We start from the raw sequence: 20,027 nt of genomic DNA on the forward strand, positions 1-20,027 counted from the left end.
GGTGGAACTTAAAGAAGTCTTTAGACCTCGAGAAGTTCGGCCTCCTTGTGCTTTAAGAGTTCATCAATCTTTGCAACGTGATCTGCGGTGATTTTCTCGAGTTCTTTTTCACCGCGACTGAGATCATCTTTTCCGATCTCGCCATCTTTCTCGAGCTTCTCCATCAATTCCTTAGCGGTACGACGGATATTGCGCATTGAGATCTTGGAATCTTCTGCCTTGGTCTTTGCAACCTTGATGTAATCCTTACGGCGCTCTTCTGTGAGCTGTGGGAAATTAACGCGTATAACTGCGCCATCAGTTGCTGGGTTTACGCCCAAATCTGATTCGCGTATTGCCTTTTCGATGGATGTCATTGCGCCCTTGTCGAAAGGAGAAACAATTGCCATGCGAGATTCAGGAACCTGAATTGATGCAAGCTGTGAAAGCGCGGTCCATGAGCCGTAGTAATCGACCATGATCTTGTTAAACATCGCTGGGTGAGCACGACCTGTGCGGATGGCACCGAAATCATCTTTAGCAACTTCGACAGCCTTATTCATCTTGTCGGTCGCATCTGCGAGTGTGCTTGTTACATCTGCCATGGTCTTTTACTCCTCTAGTAGCTCTCGTTTAAGAAACGAGAGTTCCAATCTTTTCACCGCGAACTGCGCGGCCGATATTTCCGTTGGTCATCAAGTCGAAGACCACGATAGGTAGGTGGTTCTCGCGGCAGAGGCTAAAGGCTGCTGCATCTGCAACGGCGAGTGACTTCTGAAGAACTTCGTTATAAGAAATTGTGTCGAACTTAGTTGCGTTTGGATCCTTGCGCGGATCTGCGTTGTAGACACCATCGACACCGGACTTTGCGAGTAACAATGCGCCTGCTCCGATTTCGAGTGCTCTCTGAGCTGCAACGGTATCTGTTGTGAAGAATGGCATTCCTGCGCCTGCACCAAAAATAACTACTCGACCCTTTTCGAGGTGGCGGATGGCACGGCGTGGGACATATGGCTCGGCAACTTGGCCCATGGTGATTGCAGTTTGGACGCGAGTATCGACGCCTTCTTTTTCAAGAAAATCTTGGAGAGCTAAACAGTTCATCACTGTTCCGAGCATTCCCATGTAGTCAGCGCGTGAACGTTCCATGCCGCGCTCTGAGAGTTCGGCGCCGCGGAAGAAGTTGCCGCCGCCAACAACGATTGCTACTTGAGTGCCGGCGCGAACAACATCGGCGATCTGTTTTGCTACATCTGCTAAAACATCGGGATCAACACCGATGCCTTTATTGCCACCGAAAACTTCTCCGGAAAGCTTAAGGAGCACCCGCTGATACGTTCCTCTTGTACCTGGCATTGGTGCTCCTCTCGCTCTACGAATTCTTACTTTTCTTGAGTCTATTACCCTCTATAGAAAAGCTTATTGACCCACGCGGAAGCGATGGAATGCCTTAACAGCGGTTCCTGCCTCATCGAGAATCTGCTTAACAGTCTTCTTTGCATCCTTAGCGAAAGCCTGCTCGATTAGTGAAACTTCCTTCACAAAACCGGTGACGCGACCTTCGATGATCTTTGAAAGAGATGCTTCTGGCTTACCTTCGGCAATAGCTGTCTCTTCTGCAAGACGACGCTCTGTCTCGATGAGGTCTGCTGGAACATCTTCGCGGTTAACGAAACGTGGTGCGAATGCTGCGATGTGCTGTGCAACATCACGACCGACTTCAGCTGCTTCCTTAGCAAGTGAAACCAAGACGCCAACCTGAGGAGGCAAATCTGGGCTTGTCTTGTGAAGGTAGAGACCGACTGGACCTTCGATAACTGCAACGTTACGAATTTCAATCTTCTCGCCCAATGTTGCGTTTCCTTCATCGATTACAGCCTGAACGGTCTTGCCGTTAGCCATTGTTGATGAAAGGAATGCAGCAACATCTGCTGACTTAGATGAAACGAGGTGCTCTACGAGTTCATCGCCAAGTGCGATAAAACGCTCGCCCTTTGCAACGAAGTCTGTCTCGCAGTTGAGTTCGAGCATGACACCAACTTCGCCCTGAACCTTTGCAACAACCAAACCATTTGAAGTAAGGCGACCTTCGCGCTTTGTAACGCCCTTAAGTCCCTTTACGCGAATGATTTCGACAGCCTTGTCGTAATCACCTTCTGCTTCATCAAGTGCCTTCTTGCAATCGAGCATTCCTGCTGCAGTTGCTTCGCGAAGACGCTTTACATCATCTGCTGAATAGTTAGCCATTTTTACCTCTTCCTACTTCGCTTCAGACACATCGCCAGTAGTCACAGCTTCAGCTGGAACCGCGGACAACATCTCGTTTGCTAATTGTTCGGACACTGCTTCTGCAGTTGCTACAGGTGCTGGAGCTGCTGCAGAACGTGCCTTAAGGCCTTCTGCAATTGCATCTGTGATGACGCGTGTTAGCAATTCGATTGAACGGATTGCATCGTCGTTACCAGGAATCTTGAAATCAACTTCGTCTGGATCGCAGTTTGTATCGAGGATAGCGATAACTGGAATGCCAAGCTTTTTAGCTTCCTGTACTGCGAGGTGCTCCTTCTTGGTATCGACAACCCAGATTGCTGAAGGCAACTTGGTCATGTGACGGATACCGTCGAGGTTCTTGAAAAGCTTTTCGCGCTCACGGCGAAGAACAAGAAGTTCCTTCTTTGTAAGCAAAAGGTCGTTAGCTGTCTCGAGAGCTTCGAGCTCCTTGAGGCGCTGAATACGCTTATAGACAGTTGGGAAGTTTGTAAGCATTCCACCCAACCAGCGCTCTGTAACTGTTGGCATTCCAACGCGAGCTGCTTGATCGATGATTGGCTTGTGAGCCTGCTTCTTTGTTCCTACGAATAGGACGTGGCCACCCTTAGCAACTGTCTCCTTAACGAATGCGTATGCAGAATCGATAAGTGCAAGTGACTGCTGGATGTCGATGATGTAAATGCCATTGCGTTCTGTGAAAATAAAACGCTTCATCTTTGGATTCCAACGACGAGTCTGGTGTCCGAAGTGGACTCCGCTGTCGAGGAGTTCGCGCATTGTTACTACTGCCATGACGGCACGCTCCTTCTTAGGTTTTTGCGCAGAGCGCAATAAACCTGCTCGGTTAATGTCTAAGCAATTTACCTAGACCGTCGCACCTACAACGCCGACCGTTCAATGAAGAGCGGACCGAAGTGGCTTGTAATCATCGCTAGCGAGTCATACATAGGTGCTGAGATGTCACCAATCTTTCGATCGGTGCGAGGCAAATCTTACCTGCCTGAATGGGGTGCAAAATCCACCCGCTTCCTCAAGATTAGGCCCTTGGATGAGCCTGTTTGAAAGCCTTTTGCAATCTTTCGGTCGAAACGTGGGTGTAGATCTGGGTTGTTGCAAGGGATGCGTGGCCCAAGATTTCTTGGACGGTTCGAAGGTCAGCTCCCCCTTCAAGTAAATGTGTTGCCGCCGAATGTCGTAGTGCATGTGGCCCCATTCGTTCAACTCCTTCTAAAGCAGAGAGCGCTTCATACACAATTGTTCGAACAGTGCGCTGATCAATGCGCCCACCACGTGAACCAAGAAAAACGGCGCGGGCAGATTTATTGGTGGCAACAGATGGTCGACCATTCTTCAGCCAGTCGTTGAGTGCCTTGATTGCAGGTGCACCTAAAGGAATTGTGCGCTCTTTATTTCCTTTACCCAATACGCGAATTGTGTTGCGGTTGTAATCGACATCATCGAGGTCAAGGCCACACAGTTCAGAGACGCGAGCACCTGACGCATAGAGAACTTCGAGAATTGCACAGTCGCGCTTTGATAGTGGAGTTTCTTCCTCAGCGACGCGAGTGGCAAGTGAATCCATCGCTATAGAAGCATCAGAAATAGTCAGCACTTCGGGCAGAGTTCTATGACCTTTGGGTGTAGCAAGGGTTGCCCCCACATCTTTGGTGAGGTAACCATTCTTCGTCGCCCACTTAGTAAAGAGGCGTATAGAGACAGCCCTACGCGAAAGCGTTGTGCGCGCTCCCCCTTTTACCTGCTGATTAGCTAACCAAGAGCGAATATGCGCAATGGTGAGTTCTGAGATTTGATTAACTTTCTGCATCTCGAGGTGGCTGAGAAAACTTTCAAGATCTCCCAGATAGGCACGCACTGTATGGGTTGAAAGATTGCGTTCTTTCTCGAGGTAGCGGGTATATCCCTGGCGTATCCCCTCGAAGTCAGACATGAATAAAGAATATATCCACAGGCTGCGAAAACACCTGCGCAAGTGTGATGCGGATACGCATCAGAGACGATACGGTAAAGATATGCGCATTCGAGTCTCTGAATCCACAGTGATTCCTTCACTGACTCGTGAAGCGGGCATGGTTATTCTTAATATCAATACAGATCTCTCATTCGAGAATATTGAAGAATTTATTGGGGATCAATTCTTACCCGGCGAAAGAGATGCAGCATTTTCACTGTGGGCTGATGATGAGAGCAAGCGGACATTTACTCCGATTGCGGGCACCACAGACTTCTATATCGACGCTCGCTAGCTCTTTCTATCAATCGCGCCAAGCGCAATCAGAAGAGTCTCAGGCGATACTTCTAAAACTTCGCACAGTGGTGCGATCACATCAATTGAAGGTCTGCGCTCTTGACGAAAGTAACGAGAAAGAGTTCCGCGATCAATATCCACGAGTGCAGCAAATTCTTCGTACGATGAAATATTGAGTTTAAGCAATCTCTCTGACAGCCACTGCGAAGATTCAGCTTGCGAGAATCTTTTACCTGCAAGTCTCGCTGTCATTTAGACAAGATATAGCAGTTGAGAGCAAAAAGTGAGCCGAACTTATTCGGGTTTGCGACCCTGTCTTAATAGGCCAAATGTCAGCGCATCTTCGAGAGCCATGGCTGAGGCTGCGATGACGTTTTCGTGAACTCCGACGGTATTCCACTCGCCTTTGCCATCAGAGGTTTCAACAAGCACACGGGTTACTGCGCCAGTGCCCAGACGACCTTCGAGGATGCGAACCTTGTAATCGGTGAGTTCGAGTGAAGCCAATTCTGGGTAAAGCTGATTGAGTCCATCACGAAGTGCATTATCGAATGCGTTGACAGGGCCGTTTCCTGCACCTGAGCATGTGATTTCTTTGCCTTGAGCAGTAACTGTTACTTCTGCTTTAGTGATGATTGAGTTCTTTTCATCGCGTTCGGTTGTGGTGAGCCAGTGATCAATAGTGAAGAACGATGGACGCTTTCCAGTTGCTTCTTCGCGAAGAAGAAGTTCGAAGGAAGCATCGGCTGCTTCAAAGGTAAAGCCGCGTGATTCCATCTCTTTTACGCGATCGACAACTCGACCAATGAGTTCGCGGTCTCCACCAAGATCAACGCCGAGTTCCATTGACTTAAGTTCGATAGAAGCACGCCCAGCCATATCTGAAACGAGCATGCGCATATCGTTTCCGACAGATGCTGGATCTTCATGCTGATAAAGCGATGGATCTACCTTGATTGCAGATGCGTGAAGACCTGCCTTGTGAGCAAATGCCGATACACCTGTATATGGCTGACGTGGTGATGGAGAAATATTGGTGACTTCAGCAACGGCGTGTGAGATGCGGAAGGATTCACGGAGTGCGTTCTGAGGAAGTACTTCCTTCTTCTTCTTAAGTTCAAGATTTGCAATGATCGTAACTAAATCGGCGTTGCCTGTACGTTCGCCATAACCATTGAGAGTTCCTTGGATGTGTGTTGCCCCTGCAGCTACTGCAGCCATTGAGTTTGCGACTGCGCAACCGGTGTCGTTGTGGCAGTGAATTCCAAGACGGGCTGAAGTTGCGCCCAGTACATCGTGAACAACATCTGCGATTTCATCAGGAAGCATTCCACCGTTGGTATCGCATAAAGCTGCAACATCGGCTCCTGCTTCCATCGCTACGCGGATAACTTCAAGAGCGTATGCGCGATTAGCGCGGTAGCCATCGAAGAAGTGTTCAGCATCAAGAAATACGCGTTGTCCTTCATCGCGAAGGTGCTTTACTGAGTCGCGGATCATTGCCAGGTTCTCATCGAGAGTTGTCTTGAGAGCTAGATCAACGTGGCGGTCATATGACTTTGCAACGAGAGTTACTGCAGGTGCTCCTGAATCACGGAGTGCGCCAAGAAGAACATCGTCGGCCGCCTTTACGTTTGGGCGACGGGTCGCACCGAAAGCTACGAATGTTGCATTCTTAAGTTTGAGCTCTTTCTTTGCGAGTGCAAAGAATTCTGTGTCCTTTGGATTAGCACCAGGCCATCCGCCTTCGATAAAGCCAACACCTAGATCATCAAGGTGGCGCGCAATCGTGAGCTTGTCATGGACAGAGAGATTTAGACCTTCTTGCTGTGCACCATCGCGAAGAGTGGTGTCATAGATATGGATTGCCTCTTTATCAAATGACATTAGAGCGCGACCTTCTGAACCCAGCCGTGCTTATCTTCTGTTGTTCCATGTTGAATAGCGAGCAGGTGGTTACGAATCTGCATTGTGATTGGACCAGGTTGTCCATCTCCTGTTACCCAAGTACCCATTGCAGATTTTGCTTGTCCTACTGGAGAGACAACTGCGGCAGTACCGCATGCAAAGATTTCAGAGATATCTCCAGATGTAACGCCTTCGCGCCAATCATCGATAGAGAGCATGACTTCTTCGGTCTTGTAGCCAAGATCTTTAGCCACAGACAGGATTGAGTCGCGAGTAATTCCGGGAAGAAGAGTTCCGGTTAGCTTTGGAGTGATGACAGTTGCATCAGCGCCCTTGCCCTTTACGAAGTAAAGGTTCATGCCGCCCATCTCTTCAATCCACTTACGTTCTTTTGCATCAATCCAAACAACTTGATCGCAGCCTTCTTTAGCTGCAGCCTTCTGTGCAACGAGTGAAGCTGCGTAGTTTCCACCGCACTTTGCTTCACCTGTTCCGCCTTGTGCTGCACGGACATACTCAGTAGAAATCCAGACAGAGACAGCCTTTGATGGATCAAAGTAAGCGCCAGCTGGAGTTGCGATTAGAAGGTAGGTCGCCTTATTTGTAGGGCGAACTCCAAGACCAACTTCGGTAGCAATCATGAAGGGGCGAATGTAGAGCGCTTCGCCAACTTTTCCTGGAGTCCAACCTGCATCTTGCTTAACAAGTGCATGAACAGTTTCGAGGAATAACTCTTCTGGCATTTCAGGAAGTGCCAAGCGCTGCGCAGAACGTGCAAAGCGTCGAGCATTTGCTTCGGGACGGAAGAGTGCAATACCGCCATCAGGTTGGCGGTATGCCTTCATTCCTTCGAAGATTTCTTGCCCATAATGAAAAACAGCAGTTGCAGGATCCAAAGTGATTGGGCCGTAAGGCTTTAACTCTGGCTCTTCCCAACCACCAGCTTCAGTCCACTCGCAGACGACCATATGATCGGTGTAATACTTTCCAAAACCACAGTTAGCGACCTTTTCTTCGCGCTCTGCTGTTGGAACTGCATGTGGATTGAGAGTGATCTTCATTTACTTCACCAATTCTGCTAACGCTGAACCGATTTCGGTTGTGCCACGCTTTGAATCACCGCGTGAGAGTAGGTCAGTAGCAACTGCCTTTTCTACATCGCGTGCTGCATCAGCTAGCCCAAGGTGATCCAACATCATCGCAACAGACATTACAGTCGCAGTTGGGTCAGCCAAGTTCTTTCCAGCGATATCTGGAGCTGAGCCGTGTACAGGTTCGAACATAGATGGGAATTTACCTGTTGGATTGATATTGCCTGAAGCTGCAAGTCCGATACCACCACAGATAGCTGCTGCAATATCAGTCAAGATATCTCCGAAAAGGTTATCTGTGACAACGACATCAAAACGCTCTGGGTTAGTTACGAAGAACATTGAAGCTGCATCGACGTGCAAGTAATCAGTAGTGATGCCTGGGTACTCCTTAGCGACTTCGTTAAAGGTACGAGTCCATAGTCCACCTGCACGAGTAAGAACGTTGTTCTTATGTACGAGTGTGAGCTTCTTGCGATCGCGAGCTGATGCGCGAACAAATGCATCACGGATTACGCGCTCAGCACCACGACGAGTGTTGAGTGATTCTTCCGTTGCAATTTCAGCGTCGGTGCCTTCGGCAAGAACTCCGCCTGCGCCAACGTATGGGCCTTCAGTTCCTTCGCGAACTACGACGAAATCGATAGGCGCCTTTGTAGCAAGTGGCCCTGTCACACCAGGCATCAACTTCGCTGGGCGAAGATTGATGTAGTGATCAAAGGCGAAGCGCAGCTTAAGAAGTAACCCACGCTCGAGAACACCGCTAGGAACTGTTGGGTCCCCCACTGCGCCGAGCAAGATGACATCTGACTTGGCGAGCTCTGCAAGAACTGAATCAGGAAGAACTTCACCTGTGCGGTGCCAGTAGCCAGCACCTAGGTCGTAGTGAGTCTTATTGAATGTCACGCCGTACTTAGCGGCAACAACATCAAGAACCTTAAGACCTTCGCCTACAACTTCGGTACCAATACCGTCGCCAGGAATAACTGCAAGATTGATTGTTCGTGACATTAGTTCACCAAAGTCACTGAACGAACGAGATCTGCACCGATTTCCTTCTTAAGCGCTTCAGTCACTGCATCAGTGACAGCTGAATCAACGGTAAGTGCCATGAGAGCGCTTCCGCCTGCTGATTCACGAGCAACCTGCATTCCTGCAATGTTGATCTTTGCGGTTCCTAATGCGTTTCCGACTGCACCTACAACACCTGGCTTATCTGCATAACGCAAGAACAAGAGGTTATCTGTTGGTGGAAGATCGAGATCAAAGTTATCGATCGCAATAATCTTTTCAACCTTACGGATGCCCATTAAAGTTCCATCAACCTTGACTGACTTTCCATTTGAAAGCGCTGCATGCAATGAAATCATGCTGCGGTATTCAGGGCTATCAGGTGTTGTTGTAACTGTTGATGTAAGTCCGCGCTCTGATGCAAGACCAGGTGCGTTGACGTAACTAACAGATTCGATTCCTGCAGCGACGAGTGCGCCCTTAAGCGCGCTGATTGCTAGAACTGATGAATCATGTCCAGAGATATCGCCCTTGACTGTGATCTCCATTGAGACAGGAGTCTCGCCAGCGATTGCAGCGGCAATCTGTGCCATCTTCTCAACAAGTGGAAGTGATGGACGGATCTCATCGTGGATTGCTCCACCCTTAACGTTGACCGCATCTGGTACCAATTCGCCTGCAAGTGCCTTGCGAACTGAAACAGCAACTGCAATACCTGCGCGCTCCTGTGCTTCATCAGTTGAAGCGCCAAGGTGAGGCGTAGCAACAACTTGATCAAGCTGGAACAAAGGTGAATCCGTGCATGGTTCGGTGACATAAACATCAAGTCCAGCGCCTGCAACGCGACCTTCGACGATTGCATCGTAGAGAGCTGCTTCATCAAGTACTCCACCGCGTGCGGCATTGATGATGCGAACTTCCTTCTTAACCTTCTTGAGCGCCTCGACGCCAATGAGGTTTGCAGTCTCTTTAGTCTTTGGAAGGTGAATGGTGATGAAGTCAGAGCGCTTCAAGAGTTCATCGAGCTCAACGAGTTCGACGCCAAGTTGCGCAGCCTTCGCTGGCTGTAGGTAGGGATCGTATGCAACGACGTTCATTCCGAATGCCTGCATGCGATGAGCAACCAACTGACCAATACGACCAAAACCAACTACACCAAGAGTCTTCTCAAAGAGTTCAGCGCCTGTGTACTTAGAGCGCGCCCACTTTCCGTTCTTAAGTGCAGCGTGTGCTGGTGAGATAAAACGTGCTGAAGCAAGAAGCAAAGAGATTGCTAGTTCTGCAGCAGAAACGATATTTGATGTTGGTGCGTTAACAACCATGACGCCTGCTGCAGTTGCAGCTGGAATATCAACGTTGTCGAGACCAACACCTGCGCGAGCAATGACCTTAAGGCCCTTTGCTGCAGCAATCGCTTCCGCATCCATCTTGGTTGCAGAACGAATCAGAACAGCGTCAACGCCTGCACCGAGGGCAGCTAGAAGTTCTGGACGGTTTGCACCATCGCAGTTACGAACTTCAAAGTCAGGACCTAGAGCATCGAGCGTTGCAGCGCTGAGTTCTTCAGCAATCAGAACGACGGGTTTAGCCACGCGCTGCACTTCCTTCTTTGTAATCATCCTTGTTGGTGTTCTTCATCCAGCTAAACATCTTGCGGAGTTCGCGACCAACGGTCTCGATTGGGTGTGATTCACCCTTTGCGCGAAGTGCTGAGAATTCCTTTGCACCGCTCTCGAGATCGTCGACGAAGCGCTTTGCAAATGCACCAGATTGAATATCGGCGAGAACTGCCTTCATATTCTCCTTCACGTGTGGGTCGATAACACGTGGACCTGATACGTAGTCACCGAATTCAGCAGTGTCAGATACTGACCAGCGCTGCTTTGCGATTCCACCTTCGTACATGAGGTCAACGATTAACTTAAGTTCGTGCAAGCACTCGAAGTAAGCAACTTCTGGCTGGTAACCAGCTTCAACCAAAGTTTCGAAGCCGTACATAACCAACTGTGATGCTCCACCACAGAGAACTGACTGCTCACCGAACAAGTCTGTTTCTGTCTCTTCTGTAAATGTTGTGAGGATTCCGCCTGCGCGAAGTCCGCCGATTGCCTTTGCATATGAAAGAGTCAATGGCCACGCGTTATTTGTTGCATCTTGTTCTACTGCAACGATTACTGGAACTCCACGACCTGCTGCGTACTCGCGACGAACCAAGTGTCCTGGACCCTTTGGCGCGACCATACATACATCGACATCAGCAGATGGCTTGATGTAACCGAAACGGATATTGAAACCGTGACCGAAGAAGAGAGCATCGCCCTTTTCAAGGTTAGGCAAGATTGATTCTGTGTAGATGTGGCGCTGCAAGTGATCTGGAGCCAAGATCATGATGACGTTAGCTTCCTTGACTGCATCCGCTACTGAAGTAACGCGGAGACCTTCTGCCTCTGCCTTTGCACGTGAAGGTGAACCTTCCTTAAGACCAACGCGAACATCAACACCTGAGTCGCGGAGGTTCAGTGCATGTGCATGGCCTTGTGAGCCGTAACCGATGATCGCGACCTTGCGACCCTGGATGATTGATAGATCTGCATCCTCTTCGTGATACATCGTTGCCACGGTATTTCTCCTTTTGTAGTTTCTTACTTAGTTTTGATAGTCAGGTTGTGTGTCGTGAACTTCTTTTGCCTTAGCAGTTACATCCTTAATAGAGATAACGCTGACGAGCTTGTCGAGCTGAGCAATTACTTGCTCGAGAGAGTGGCCTTCTACAGCTACTCCAATAATCATCTTTGAGATTGATGAATCTTCAGTGGGTCCAACATTGAGAGTTTCGATGTTGAATGCGCGGCGCGAAAAGAGGCCTGCAACGCGGGCTAGAACGCCTGGTTCGTTTTCAACGAGAACTTCAAGAGTGTGTTGACGGCGATTAGTAGTCATTAGAGCTCCTGTGAATCCCAGTCAGGCGCTGTAGCGCGGGCGATCATGATCTCGTCATTTGATGTTCCGGCAGCGACCATTGGCCACACCATGGCATCGCGATGAACGCGGAAATCAACAACAACTGGTTGGTCGTTGATAGACATCGCTTTTTCGATTGTCTTATCCAAATCTTCTGGGCGATCGCATGAAAGACCAACGCAGCCCATAGATTCTGCAAGCATTGGGAAGTTTGGAACGCGCTTTGATTCGAGTGAAGTATTTGAGTAACGACCTTCGTAGAAGAGTGTCTGCCATTGGCGAACCATTCCGAGTGATTCGTTATTGATGATTGCAACCTTGATAGGAATATTGTTGAGCGCACAAGTAACTAGCTCTTGGTTAGTCATCTGGAAGCAACCATCGCCATCGATAGCCCACACAGTTGTGTCAGGTGCGCCAACTTTTGCACCCATCGCTGCAGGTACGCCGTAACCCATAGTTCCGGCTCCACCTGAGTTGAGCCATGTACGTGGGTGTTCGTATGAAATAAATTGTGAAGCCCACATCTGGTGTTGACCAACGCCTGAAGTAAAGATGGTGTCAGTTCCGGAAATCTTTCCGATGCGCTCGATAACGTGCTGCGGTGAGAGAGAGCCATCATCAGGTAGGTCATAACCCAATGGGTATGTAGATTTCAATGAATTCATCTGACGCAACCATGTTGTGAGATCAGGTTGGTTCTTTGCAAGAGCTGCCTTGAGTGCAGGAATAAGTGCAGAGATCGTTTCCTTTACATCGCCGACAACAGCAACATCTGCAAAGCGGTTCTTACCGATTTCAGCAGGGTCGATATCAGCGTGGAGAACCTTTGCATTAGGTGCAAATGTTGAAAGCTTTCCAGTTACGCGATCGTCGAAACGAGCACCCAAAGTGATTAATAAATCAGCCTTTTGTAGCGCAGTTACAGCAGCAACTGTTCCGTGCATTCCTGGCATGCCCATATGCAATGGATGTGAATCAGGGAAAGCGCCACGTGCCATAAGAGTTGTAACAACTGGCGCGCCGAGAAGTTCGACGAGCTGGCGAAGTTCTGCAGAGGCATTGGCCTTAATGACTCCCCCACCAACATAGAAGACAGGCTTTGATGATTGTGCGATAAGAGCTGCAGCATCAGAGATTGCCTGAGTATCAGGAGTTGTCTTTGGGTTATATCCAGCAAGCTTGATAGAAGTTGGCCAGTTGTATTTGGTCATCCTCTGTAGTGCATCTTTTGCAACGTCAACAAGAACTGGGCCAGGTCGGCCAGTTGTTGCAATGTGGAAAGCTTCAGCGATAACGCCAGGGATTTCAGCCGGATCAGTTACCAAGTAATTGTGCTTAGTAAATGGCATTGTGATTCCTCGAATATCTGCTTCTTGGAATGCATCCGTTCCGATTGCAGCAGATGGAACCTGACCTGTGATTGCAACGAGTGGAACCGAGTCCATCGCTGCATCCATAAGAGGTGTAACAAGGTTGGTGGCACCTGGGCCTGAAGTTGCAATACAAACTCCTGCGCGACCAGTTACTTGCGCATAGCCAGTTGCAGCGTGCCCTGCGCCTTGTTCGTGGCGAACCAAGATGTGGCGGATTGTTGAATCAAAGATTGGATCGTAAGCAGGAAGAATTGCGCCACCTGGAAGTCCAAACATCACATCTACGCCGGCTGCTTCAAGGCTTTTCACCAATGAAGTAGCTCCTGTCATTTCTGTGCCGTTCGCTGTTGGAACGTGTTTCGCCATCTTCTTGCTCCTTTCTATCTCGTATCTGCCGACCTTGCTGTTAATACTTTCTTAAATGAAAAAACCCTCAGATATCTGAGGGCGCGCGTGACTTGGAGGCACGCGCTATCGAATCACCACCACTGAAACTACTGAAGCGCGTGTTGAAGTCATGCCCTTATTCTCCAACGGGGCAGGGCTATGCGTCAAGAGATGAGATGAACGTCTCAATAAGTGAAACTACTAGTCGCAGACAGCGCCCTTAGATGCTGAGCCGACGAGCTTTGAATACTTATTGAGAACGCCACGGGAGTACTTGTGAGGCAGCGGCTTCCAGCCAACCTTGCGGGCTTCGAGTTCTGCTGGGTCTACCAAGAGATCCAATGTGCGATTTGGGATATCGATGCGTACGCGATCGCCATCCTTGACGAATGCAATCGGTCCTCCATCAACAGCTTCAGGTGCAACGTGACCAACACAGAGACCTGTTGAACCACCAGAGAAGCGACCATCGGTAAGAAGAAGAGTTGTCTTTCCAAGACCTGCGCCCTTGATTGCGCCAGTGATCATCAACATCTCGCGCATACCTGGTCCACCCTTCGGACCTTCGTAGCGAATAACAACAACATCTCCAGCTTGGATGGTTCCGTTCTCGAGGGCTTCCATCGCTGCTTGTTCGCGTTCGAAGACTCGTGCTGGACCTTCAAATGATTCGATTCCGATTCCGGCTGTCTTACAGACCGCACCTTCTGTAGCAAGTGTTCCACCAAGAATTGTGATTCCAATATCTGTCGACATCGGTTTATCAACTGGGAAGAGAACGCTTCCATCAGCAAGTGGAGGATTAATGTCAGCCAAGTTTTCAGCCATTGTCTTGCCGGTAACTGTGAGGCAATCGCCATGTAGGTAACCAGCATCGAGAAGAATGCGAAGAACTACAGGAATTCCACCGACGCGATCGACATCTGTCATGACATATTTTCCAAAAGGCTTGAGGTCGCCCAGTAGTGGGACCTTTGAGCCAATGCGATGGAAATCTTCGAGAGTCAGATCTACCTCTGCTTCATGTGCAATTGCAAGCAAGTGCAGAACTGCGTTGGTTGAACCACCGAGTGCCATCAAGATTGTGATGGCATTTTCAAATGCCTTCTTGGTCAAGATATCGCGGGTAGTAATTCCCTTAGCAATGAGATTAACAACAGCCGCTCCTGCTTGTTCAGCATAAGCATCGCGACGACGATCAACAGCAGGAGGGGCGGCAGATCCTGGAAGAGAAAGTCCGATTGCTTCAGCGATACTTGCCATGGTGTTAGCGGTGTACATACCGCCACATGCGCCCTCGCCTGGGCAGATAGCTTTTTCAATCTGATCAACGCGATCTTTTGTAATCAATCCGCGAGCACATGCACCGACTGCTTCAAATGCATCGATGATGGTGACATCTTTGCCATCAACTTGGCCAGGAAGAGTTGAACCTGCATAGACAAATACTGAGGCAACATCGATACGAGCTGCAGCCATCATCATTCCTGGAAGTGATTTATCGCAACCAGCAAATGTGACCATGCCATCGAGGCGTTCTGCCTGCATTACGGTTTCGACAGAGTCTGCAATTACTTCGCGTGAAACGAGCGAGAAGTGCATACCCTCGTGGCCCATTGAAATTCCATCAGAGACAGAGATGGTTCCGAATTGCATTGGAAAACCACCAGCGTCGAGTACGCCCTTCTTTGATGCCTTAGCGAGACGATCAAGAGAGAGGTTGCATGGTGTGATTTCATTCCATGAAGATGCAATACCGATCTGTGGTTTAACCCAATCTTCATCGCCCATACCTACTGCGCGAAGCATTCCGCGTGCTGGTGCGCGCTCTAATCCATCGGTTACGAGTCCAGAACGTGGTTTCATCTTCGACATGAGAGAATTCTATCCTTACATAAGCAATTTATGAGAAGCCCAAAAAACAACCATTTAGGAGATACACCTGTGTCAAAGACAGTCCAAGACCAGACGCTCGACCCAACTCGTTGGCGCACACTTTTTGTTGTGGCCATTTCGCAGTTGATGATTGTGCTCGATAGCTCGATCATGAATATCGCGATTCCAAGCGCCAAGATTGACCTCGGAATCTCAGATGCGAATCAGCAGTGGGTCATTACCGCCTACACCTTGGCATTTGGTTCACTCCTTCTTCTCGGTGGCCGTATCGGCGATTACATGGGCCGCAAGAAGATTTTCCTAGTTGGCCTTATTGGTTTTGCTGCAGCTTCGGCTCTTGGCGGAATCGCTTCGACTCAAGGTCTTCTCTTCGCATCCCGTGCATTACAAGGTGTCTTTGCTGCACTACTTGCACCAGCAGCTCTTGCAATCATCTCAGTGACATTTAGCGTTCCTTCAGAGCGCGCTAAGGCATTTGGCGTTATCGGAGCAATCTCAGGTGGTGGAGCTGCAATTGGTCTCATCCTCGGTGGAACTTTGACTCAGTACGCATCATGGCGCTGGTGCCTCGGAGTAAATACTCCAATCGCAATCCTGGCTGCAATCCTTGCAATTAAGTTTGTTCACGAATCAAAGGCATCTGGAGATAACACCTATGACATCCCTGGTGTAATCACAGCAACAGCTGGTCTCTTCTCGCTCACATACGGATTCAATGAAGCGGCAACAAAGGGTTGGTCATCAACACCAACCATCGCATTCCTTGCTATCGCTGTAGTTCTTCTCATTGTCTTTGTGGCAATTGAGAAGAAGGTTACAAACCCACTCATGCCTCTTCGCGTCATCACAGAGCGCAACCGTGGCGGTTCATACCTTGGCTCACTCGTTGTGGGTGCAGGCCTCTTCTCTATGTTCCTCTTCCTCGGTCTCTACCTTCAGGTCATCCTTGGATTTAGCCCGTTGAAATCTGGCTTTGCATTCTTGCCATTCACAGCAGGAATCATCGTCTTCGCTGGAATTGCATCGCAGTTGCTACCAAAGGTTGGACCTAAGCCGCTGATGGTTCCTGGTCTTATCTTCGCTGGCATCGGTCTCTTGCTTCTTACTCGCATCACGCCAGAAACTGCGTACTTCACACATGTTGTCCCATCACTCTTGATCATGTCGAGCGGTATGGCACTTGTCTTTATTCCATTGACTTCAACTTCACTGCACGGCGTCTCTAATCACGACACTGGTGTGGCAAGTGCGATGCTCAATACATCACAGCAGATCGGTGGATCACTCGGAACTGCGCTCCTTAATACTGTGGCTGCAACAGCAACTACTACTTACGCAGCAGCGAATACCGAGCTCGGAAAGGCAGTAATGCCATTTGCGATGACTCACGGATTCACAGTGGCATTTAAGTTCAGCGCAGCGCTTCTCTTTGCAGGCGCTGTAGTGCTCTTCTTCTTTATCAACATTGGTAAAGAATCACTCGTTGAGACAGAAGGCGCTGGCTTGCACTAATAATTAATACGAAAAAGCCCGCCGAAGATTACTTCGGCGGGCTTTTTCATTTAAGTGTTTATTGACCGAGGAACTTTAAGAGAAGCTCGCGTACCTTGGCAGCATCTGCTTGACCCTTGGTCTCCTTCATTACTGCGCCGATCAACGCGCCAGCTGCAGGAAGGTGTCCCCCACGTACTTTCTCGGCCGTATCTGCTTGTTCAGTACAGACCTTTTCAATGGCAGCCATGAGCGCGCCATCGTCATTAACAACTTTGATTCCGCGCTTTGCGACAACTTCTGAAGGCTTTCCTTCGCCAGCAATTACACCTTCGACAACTTGGCGAGCAAGTTTGTCAGTGAGGTCACCGTTAGCAACGAGAGCTACAAGTTCTGCAACATCAGCAGGCGTGATTGCAAGGTCTGCGATTGCAACGTTCTGATCATTAGCAATACGTGAAATTTCACCAAGCCACCAGGTGCGCGCCTTGGTTGGATCTGCGCCCAAGAGAACAGTTGCTTCAACAATATCGAGAACGTCAGCGTTAATCATCGCTTCCATCTCCTTATCAGGAACGTTCCACTCTTCCTTGATGCGTTTACGACGAAGTGATGGACGCTCGGGAAGCGTTGCACGAAGCTCTTCAATCCAAATTGCCGCAGGTGTTACTGGAACCAAATCTGGATCTGGGAAGTAGCGGTAATCCTCAGCCTGCTCCTTTGAGCGACCTGAACGAGTGAGCCCAGTATCTTCTTGGAAGTGACGAGTCTCTTGCTTAACTTTCTTGCCTTCATTGAGAAGCTCTGCATGGCGAATCATTTCACCGCGGATTGCGCGCTCAACAGATCGAAGAGAGTTAACGTTCTTTGTTTCAGAACGTGTACCCAATACATCAGAGCCGATCGGCTTCAAAGACACGTTGGCATCGCAGCGAAGTGAGCCTTGTTCCATCTTCACATCGGATACCTTGAGGCCGCGCAAAATGTCGCGCAGTTCTGCAACATATGCCTTTGCAACTTCTGGGGCGTACTTGCCTGTGCCAGGAACAATTTTGGTAACGATTTCAACCAGAGGAATACCCGCGCGGTTGTAATCGAGCAGTGAGTAATCGGCGCCATGGATTCGACCAGTTGCTCCACCAACGTGAAGTGACTTTCCGGTGTCTTCTTCCATGTGTACGCGTTCGATTTCAATACGGAACTGCTTTGGACCTTCTTCTGTATCGATCTCAACATCGACATAACCATCAAAGCAGATTGGTTCGTCGTACTGTGAGATCTGGAAGTTCTTTGGCATATCTGGATAGAAGTAATTCTTGCGAGCAAAGCGGCTGTAAGGAGCAATCTTGCAGTTAAGCGCAAGGCCGATGAGGATCGTGGATTCAATCGCCTTCTCGTTAACGACAGGAAGTGCACCAGGAAGAGCCAAGCAGACAGGACATGTCTGAGTGTTAGGAGCTCCACCGAATTCCGTGGCGCAAGAACAGAACATCTTGCTGTTGGTATTGAGTTCGACGTGTACTTCAAGACCTAATACGGGATCCCACTTAGCAATTACCTCGTCATATGTTGGAAGAGCCATTACTTCGCTCCCTTCAACTCTGGTGCCTTGGAAAGAATTGGTGCGCCCCACTTTGAAAGAAGCGCTGCTTCAAGTGCTGCGCCTGCTTGGTACAAACGCTGATCTTGCATGGCTGGAGCCATAATCTGGAAACCAACTGGCAAGTTATCTTCATCGGCAAGACCTGCAGGAAGTGACATTCCGCAGATACCGGCAAGGTTTACAGGAATTGTTGCAACATCGCCTAAGTACATAGCCATTGGGTCATCGACCTTTTCGCCGATCCTGTATGCGGTAGTTGGCGCAGTTGGTGAGACCAGAACATCTGCCTGAGCAAAAGCCTTTGCGTAATCTTGAATAATCAAGGTACGAATCTTCTGCGCGCTTCCGTAGTAAGCATCGTAATAACCTGAAGAGAGAGCGTATGTACCAAGGATGATGCGGCGCTTTACTTCGCGGCCGAAACCAGCATCGCGAGTAGCGCTCATAACTGCTTCAGCAGAAGCGCCATCGACATCGCCGGTACGAAGGCCGTAACGCATCGCATCAAAGCGTGCGAGGTTAGAAGAACATTCTGATGGTGCGATTAAGTAATAAGCAGCAAGTGCATATTCAAAGCTTGGGCAATCTACTTCGACGATTTCTGCGCCAAGGGATGCAAGAACCTGCAGTGATTCATCAAAGCGTGTCTGCACGCCCTTTTGATATCCCTCGCCTTGCAACTGCTTGATAACGCCAATCTTCATTCCCTTTACATCACCGCTCTTTGCAGCGTTTACAACTGCAGGAACAGGAGCGTTGATGCTTGTTGCATCCTTTGCATCATGTCCAGCCATAACTTCGTGAAGAAGTGCTGTATCCAAAACTGTGCGGCCGAAAGGACCTGCTTGATCAAGGCTTGATGAGTATGCAATCAAACCAAAACGTGAAACAGCGCCATACGTCGGACGAACTCCAACAATTCCTGTCAGCGCTGCAGGTTGGCGGATAGATCCACCAGTATCTGAACCAACTGCGAGAGGTGCTTCAAATGCAGAAACAGCTGCAGCTGATCCACCTGATGATCCACCTGGTGTGCGGCTTAGATCCCACGGGTTAAATGTTGGGCCGTACCCTGAATTCTCAGTCGATGAACCCATGGCGAATTCATCCATATTTGTCTTACCCATGATGACAACGCCAGCATCTTTAAGTTTGCTGACAACTGTTGAGTCATACGGTGGACGCCATCCCTGCAGAATCTTTGAACCTGCAGTTGTTGGAACGCCCTTCTGTGCAAGCACATCTTTAAGAGCAAGTGGAACGCCTGCGATTGGAGAAAGTTTTTCTCCCTTGGCGCGACGCGCATCGACATCTTTTGCTTGAGCAAGTGCTCCTTCAGAGTCGACATGCAAGAAAGCTTTTACTTGGCCATCAACTGCGGCAATGCGATCAAGGTGTGCTTGTGTGAGTTCAACCGAAGTTGTCTCGCCCTTCGCAAGGGCGCCAGCCATTTGAGCAGCAGTCTGATTGATCATTCTGCTTCACCCAAAATCTGTGGAACGCGGAAACGTGATTCTTCCTGCGCCGGTGCACCAGAGAGTGCATCTTCAGGAGAAAGACTTGGAAGAACTACGTCGGGACGTGCAATGTTTTCGAGAGGCTGTGGGTGCGAAGTCGCCTTCACGCCAGATAGATCCATCTCTTGAACGCGAGCTACAGCGTCGAGAATCATTCCAAATTGTGAAGAGAGTTCGACTAGTTCTGATTCGGTCATCTCGATGCGGGCTAGGCCTGCAAGCTTTGCGACATCATCGCGGGAGAGGCTGCTCATGGTCGCAGTCTATAAA

At 49.3% G+C, this 20,027-nt stretch carries 18 protein-coding genes and 1 pseudogene; 2 read left to right on the forward strand and 17 right to left on the reverse strand.

Translation table 11 applies throughout. The features are described from left to right. Window positions 1-20 precede the first annotated feature (20 nt). From frr to A1sIA56_RS04545, 5 genes are all read right to left on the reverse strand, one after another. Window positions 21-584, reverse strand: coding sequence for a ribosome recycling factor (frr, locus tag A1sIA56_RS04525; RefSeq protein WP_095673752.1), 564 nt, complete (start codon window positions 582-584; stop codon window positions 21-23). Window positions 585-612: 28 nt separating this feature from the next. After that, window positions 613-1,335: a UMP kinase gene (pyrH, locus tag A1sIA56_RS04530; RefSeq protein WP_095673753.1), complete on the reverse strand. Its 723-nt coding sequence runs from the start codon at window positions 1,333-1,335 to the stop codon at window positions 613-615. 63 nt (window positions 1,336-1,398) lie between these two features. Next, the gene (gene tsf, locus A1sIA56_RS04535) at window positions 1,399-2,226 is read right to left on the reverse strand and encodes a translation elongation factor Ts (RefSeq protein ID WP_095673754.1); all 828 of its coding nucleotides are present in this window, start codon (window positions 2,224-2,226) and stop codon (window positions 1,399-1,401) included. Between the two features lie 12 nt (window positions 2,227-2,238). Beyond that, window positions 2,239-3,042: a 30S ribosomal protein S2 gene (rpsB, locus tag A1sIA56_RS04540; RefSeq protein WP_095673755.1), complete on the reverse strand. Its 804-nt coding sequence runs from the start codon at window positions 3,040-3,042 to the stop codon at window positions 2,239-2,241. A 244-nt stretch (window positions 3,043-3,286) separates the two neighbouring features. After that, window positions 3,287-4,198, reverse strand: coding sequence for a tyrosine recombinase XerC (locus tag A1sIA56_RS04545; protein ID WP_095673756.1), 912 nt, complete (start codon window positions 4,196-4,198; stop codon window positions 3,287-3,289). 82 nt (window positions 4,199-4,280) lie between these two features. Here A1sIA56_RS04545 and A1sIA56_RS04550 point away from each other — a divergent pair, with 82 nt between their 5' ends. Beyond that, window positions 4,281-4,514 carry a hypothetical protein gene (locus tag A1sIA56_RS04550; protein ID WP_095673757.1) on the forward strand — a complete coding sequence of 78 codons (234 nt, stop codon included), beginning with the start codon at window positions 4,281-4,283 and terminating at the stop codon, window positions 4,512-4,514. On the opposite strand, the gene A1sIA56_RS04555 is transcribed toward A1sIA56_RS04550, so the two are convergent. The 9 genes and pseudogenes from A1sIA56_RS04555 to ilvD all read right to left on the reverse strand — a co-directional run bounded on the left by A1sIA56_RS04555 (window position 4,511) and on the right by ilvD (window position 15,125). Next, window positions 4,511-4,768 (reverse strand): helix-turn-helix domain-containing protein, encoded by a 258-nt coding sequence (locus A1sIA56_RS04555; protein WP_095673758.1) that lies wholly within the window; start codon window positions 4,766-4,768, stop codon window positions 4,511-4,513. The two genes, A1sIA56_RS04550 and A1sIA56_RS04555, sit on opposite strands and share 4 nt — an antisense overlap. 42 nt (window positions 4,769-4,810) lie before the next feature. Continuing rightward, entirely contained in the window at window positions 4,811-6,403 is a 1,593-nt protein-coding gene (gene cimA, locus A1sIA56_RS04560) for a citramalate synthase (protein ID WP_095673759.1), read from the reverse strand. Continuing rightward, window positions 6,403-7,485: a branched-chain amino acid aminotransferase gene (locus tag A1sIA56_RS04565; RefSeq protein ID WP_095673760.1), complete on the reverse strand. Its 1,083-nt coding sequence runs from the start codon at window positions 7,483-7,485 to the stop codon at window positions 6,403-6,405. The genes cimA and A1sIA56_RS04565 overlap by 1 nt, the downstream gene beginning before the upstream one ends. After that, window positions 7,486-8,526, reverse strand: coding sequence for a 3-isopropylmalate dehydrogenase (locus A1sIA56_RS04570; RefSeq protein WP_095673761.1), 1,041 nt, complete (start codon window positions 8,524-8,526; stop codon window positions 7,486-7,488). Then, complete coding sequence (gene serA / locus A1sIA56_RS04575) at window positions 8,526-10,145, reverse strand: phosphoglycerate dehydrogenase (RefSeq protein ID WP_190276988.1); 1,620 nt, start codon at window positions 10,143-10,145, stop codon at window positions 8,526-8,528. The genes A1sIA56_RS04570 and serA overlap by 1 nt, the downstream gene beginning before the upstream one ends. Next, window positions 10,111-11,136, reverse strand: coding sequence for a ketol-acid reductoisomerase (gene ilvC, locus A1sIA56_RS04580; protein WP_223298484.1), 1,026 nt, complete (start codon window positions 11,134-11,136; stop codon window positions 10,111-10,113). The genes serA and ilvC overlap by 35 nt, the downstream gene beginning before the upstream one ends. Before the next feature lie 87 nt (window positions 11,137-11,223). Further along, window positions 11,224-11,466: pseudogene (gene ilvN / locus A1sIA56_RS04585) on the reverse strand (acetolactate synthase small subunit); the annotation flags it as partial. After that, window positions 11,466-13,247 carry an acetolactate synthase large subunit gene (locus A1sIA56_RS04590; RefSeq protein WP_474116972.1) on the reverse strand — a complete coding sequence of 594 codons (1,782 nt, stop codon included), beginning with the start codon at window positions 13,245-13,247 and terminating at the stop codon, window positions 11,466-11,468. The gene A1sIA56_RS04590 and the pseudogene ilvN, both read right to left, overlap by 1 nt. A gap of 204 nt (window positions 13,248-13,451) precedes the next feature. Further along, on the reverse strand, window positions 13,452-15,125 hold the full coding sequence (gene ilvD, locus A1sIA56_RS04595) for a dihydroxy-acid dehydratase (protein WP_095673765.1): 1,674 nt from the start codon (window positions 15,123-15,125) through the stop codon (window positions 13,452-13,454). 30 nt (window positions 15,126-15,155) lie between these two features. Between ilvD and A1sIA56_RS04600 the strand changes: the two genes are divergently transcribed. Next, on the forward strand, window positions 15,156-16,658 hold the full coding sequence (locus A1sIA56_RS04600; RefSeq protein WP_474116970.1) for an MFS transporter: 1,503 nt from the start codon (window positions 15,156-15,158) through the stop codon (window positions 16,656-16,658). A 58-nt stretch (window positions 16,659-16,716) separates the two neighbouring features. Here A1sIA56_RS04600 and gatB read toward each other — a convergent pair whose 3' ends face one another. The 3 genes from gatB to gatC are packed head-to-tail and all read right to left on the reverse strand — an operon-like array spanning window position 16,717 to window position 20,011. Then, on the reverse strand, window positions 16,717-18,219 hold the full coding sequence (gene gatB / locus A1sIA56_RS04605) for an Asp-tRNA(Asn)/Glu-tRNA(Gln) amidotransferase subunit GatB (protein WP_095673767.1): 1,503 nt from the start codon (window positions 18,217-18,219) through the stop codon (window positions 16,717-16,719). Next, window positions 18,219-19,715, reverse strand: a complete 1,497-nt coding sequence (gene gatA / locus A1sIA56_RS04610) for an Asp-tRNA(Asn)/Glu-tRNA(Gln) amidotransferase subunit GatA (RefSeq protein ID WP_095673768.1) — start codon at window positions 19,713-19,715, stop codon at window positions 18,219-18,221. Before gatA ends, gatB begins: the two co-directional genes overlap by 1 nt. Beyond that, window positions 19,712-20,011, reverse strand: a complete 300-nt coding sequence (gene gatC, locus A1sIA56_RS04615) for an Asp-tRNA(Asn)/Glu-tRNA(Gln) amidotransferase subunit GatC (protein WP_095531205.1) — start codon at window positions 20,009-20,011, stop codon at window positions 19,712-19,714. The genes gatA and gatC overlap by 4 nt, the downstream gene beginning before the upstream one ends. Window positions 20,012-20,027: the final 16 nt, after the last annotated feature.

Origin of the sequence: Candidatus Planktophila sulfonica, assembly GCF_002288065.1 — a bacterium.
Taxonomy (GTDB): domain Bacteria; phylum Actinomycetota; class Actinomycetes; order Nanopelagicales; family Nanopelagicaceae; genus Planktophila; species Planktophila sulfonica.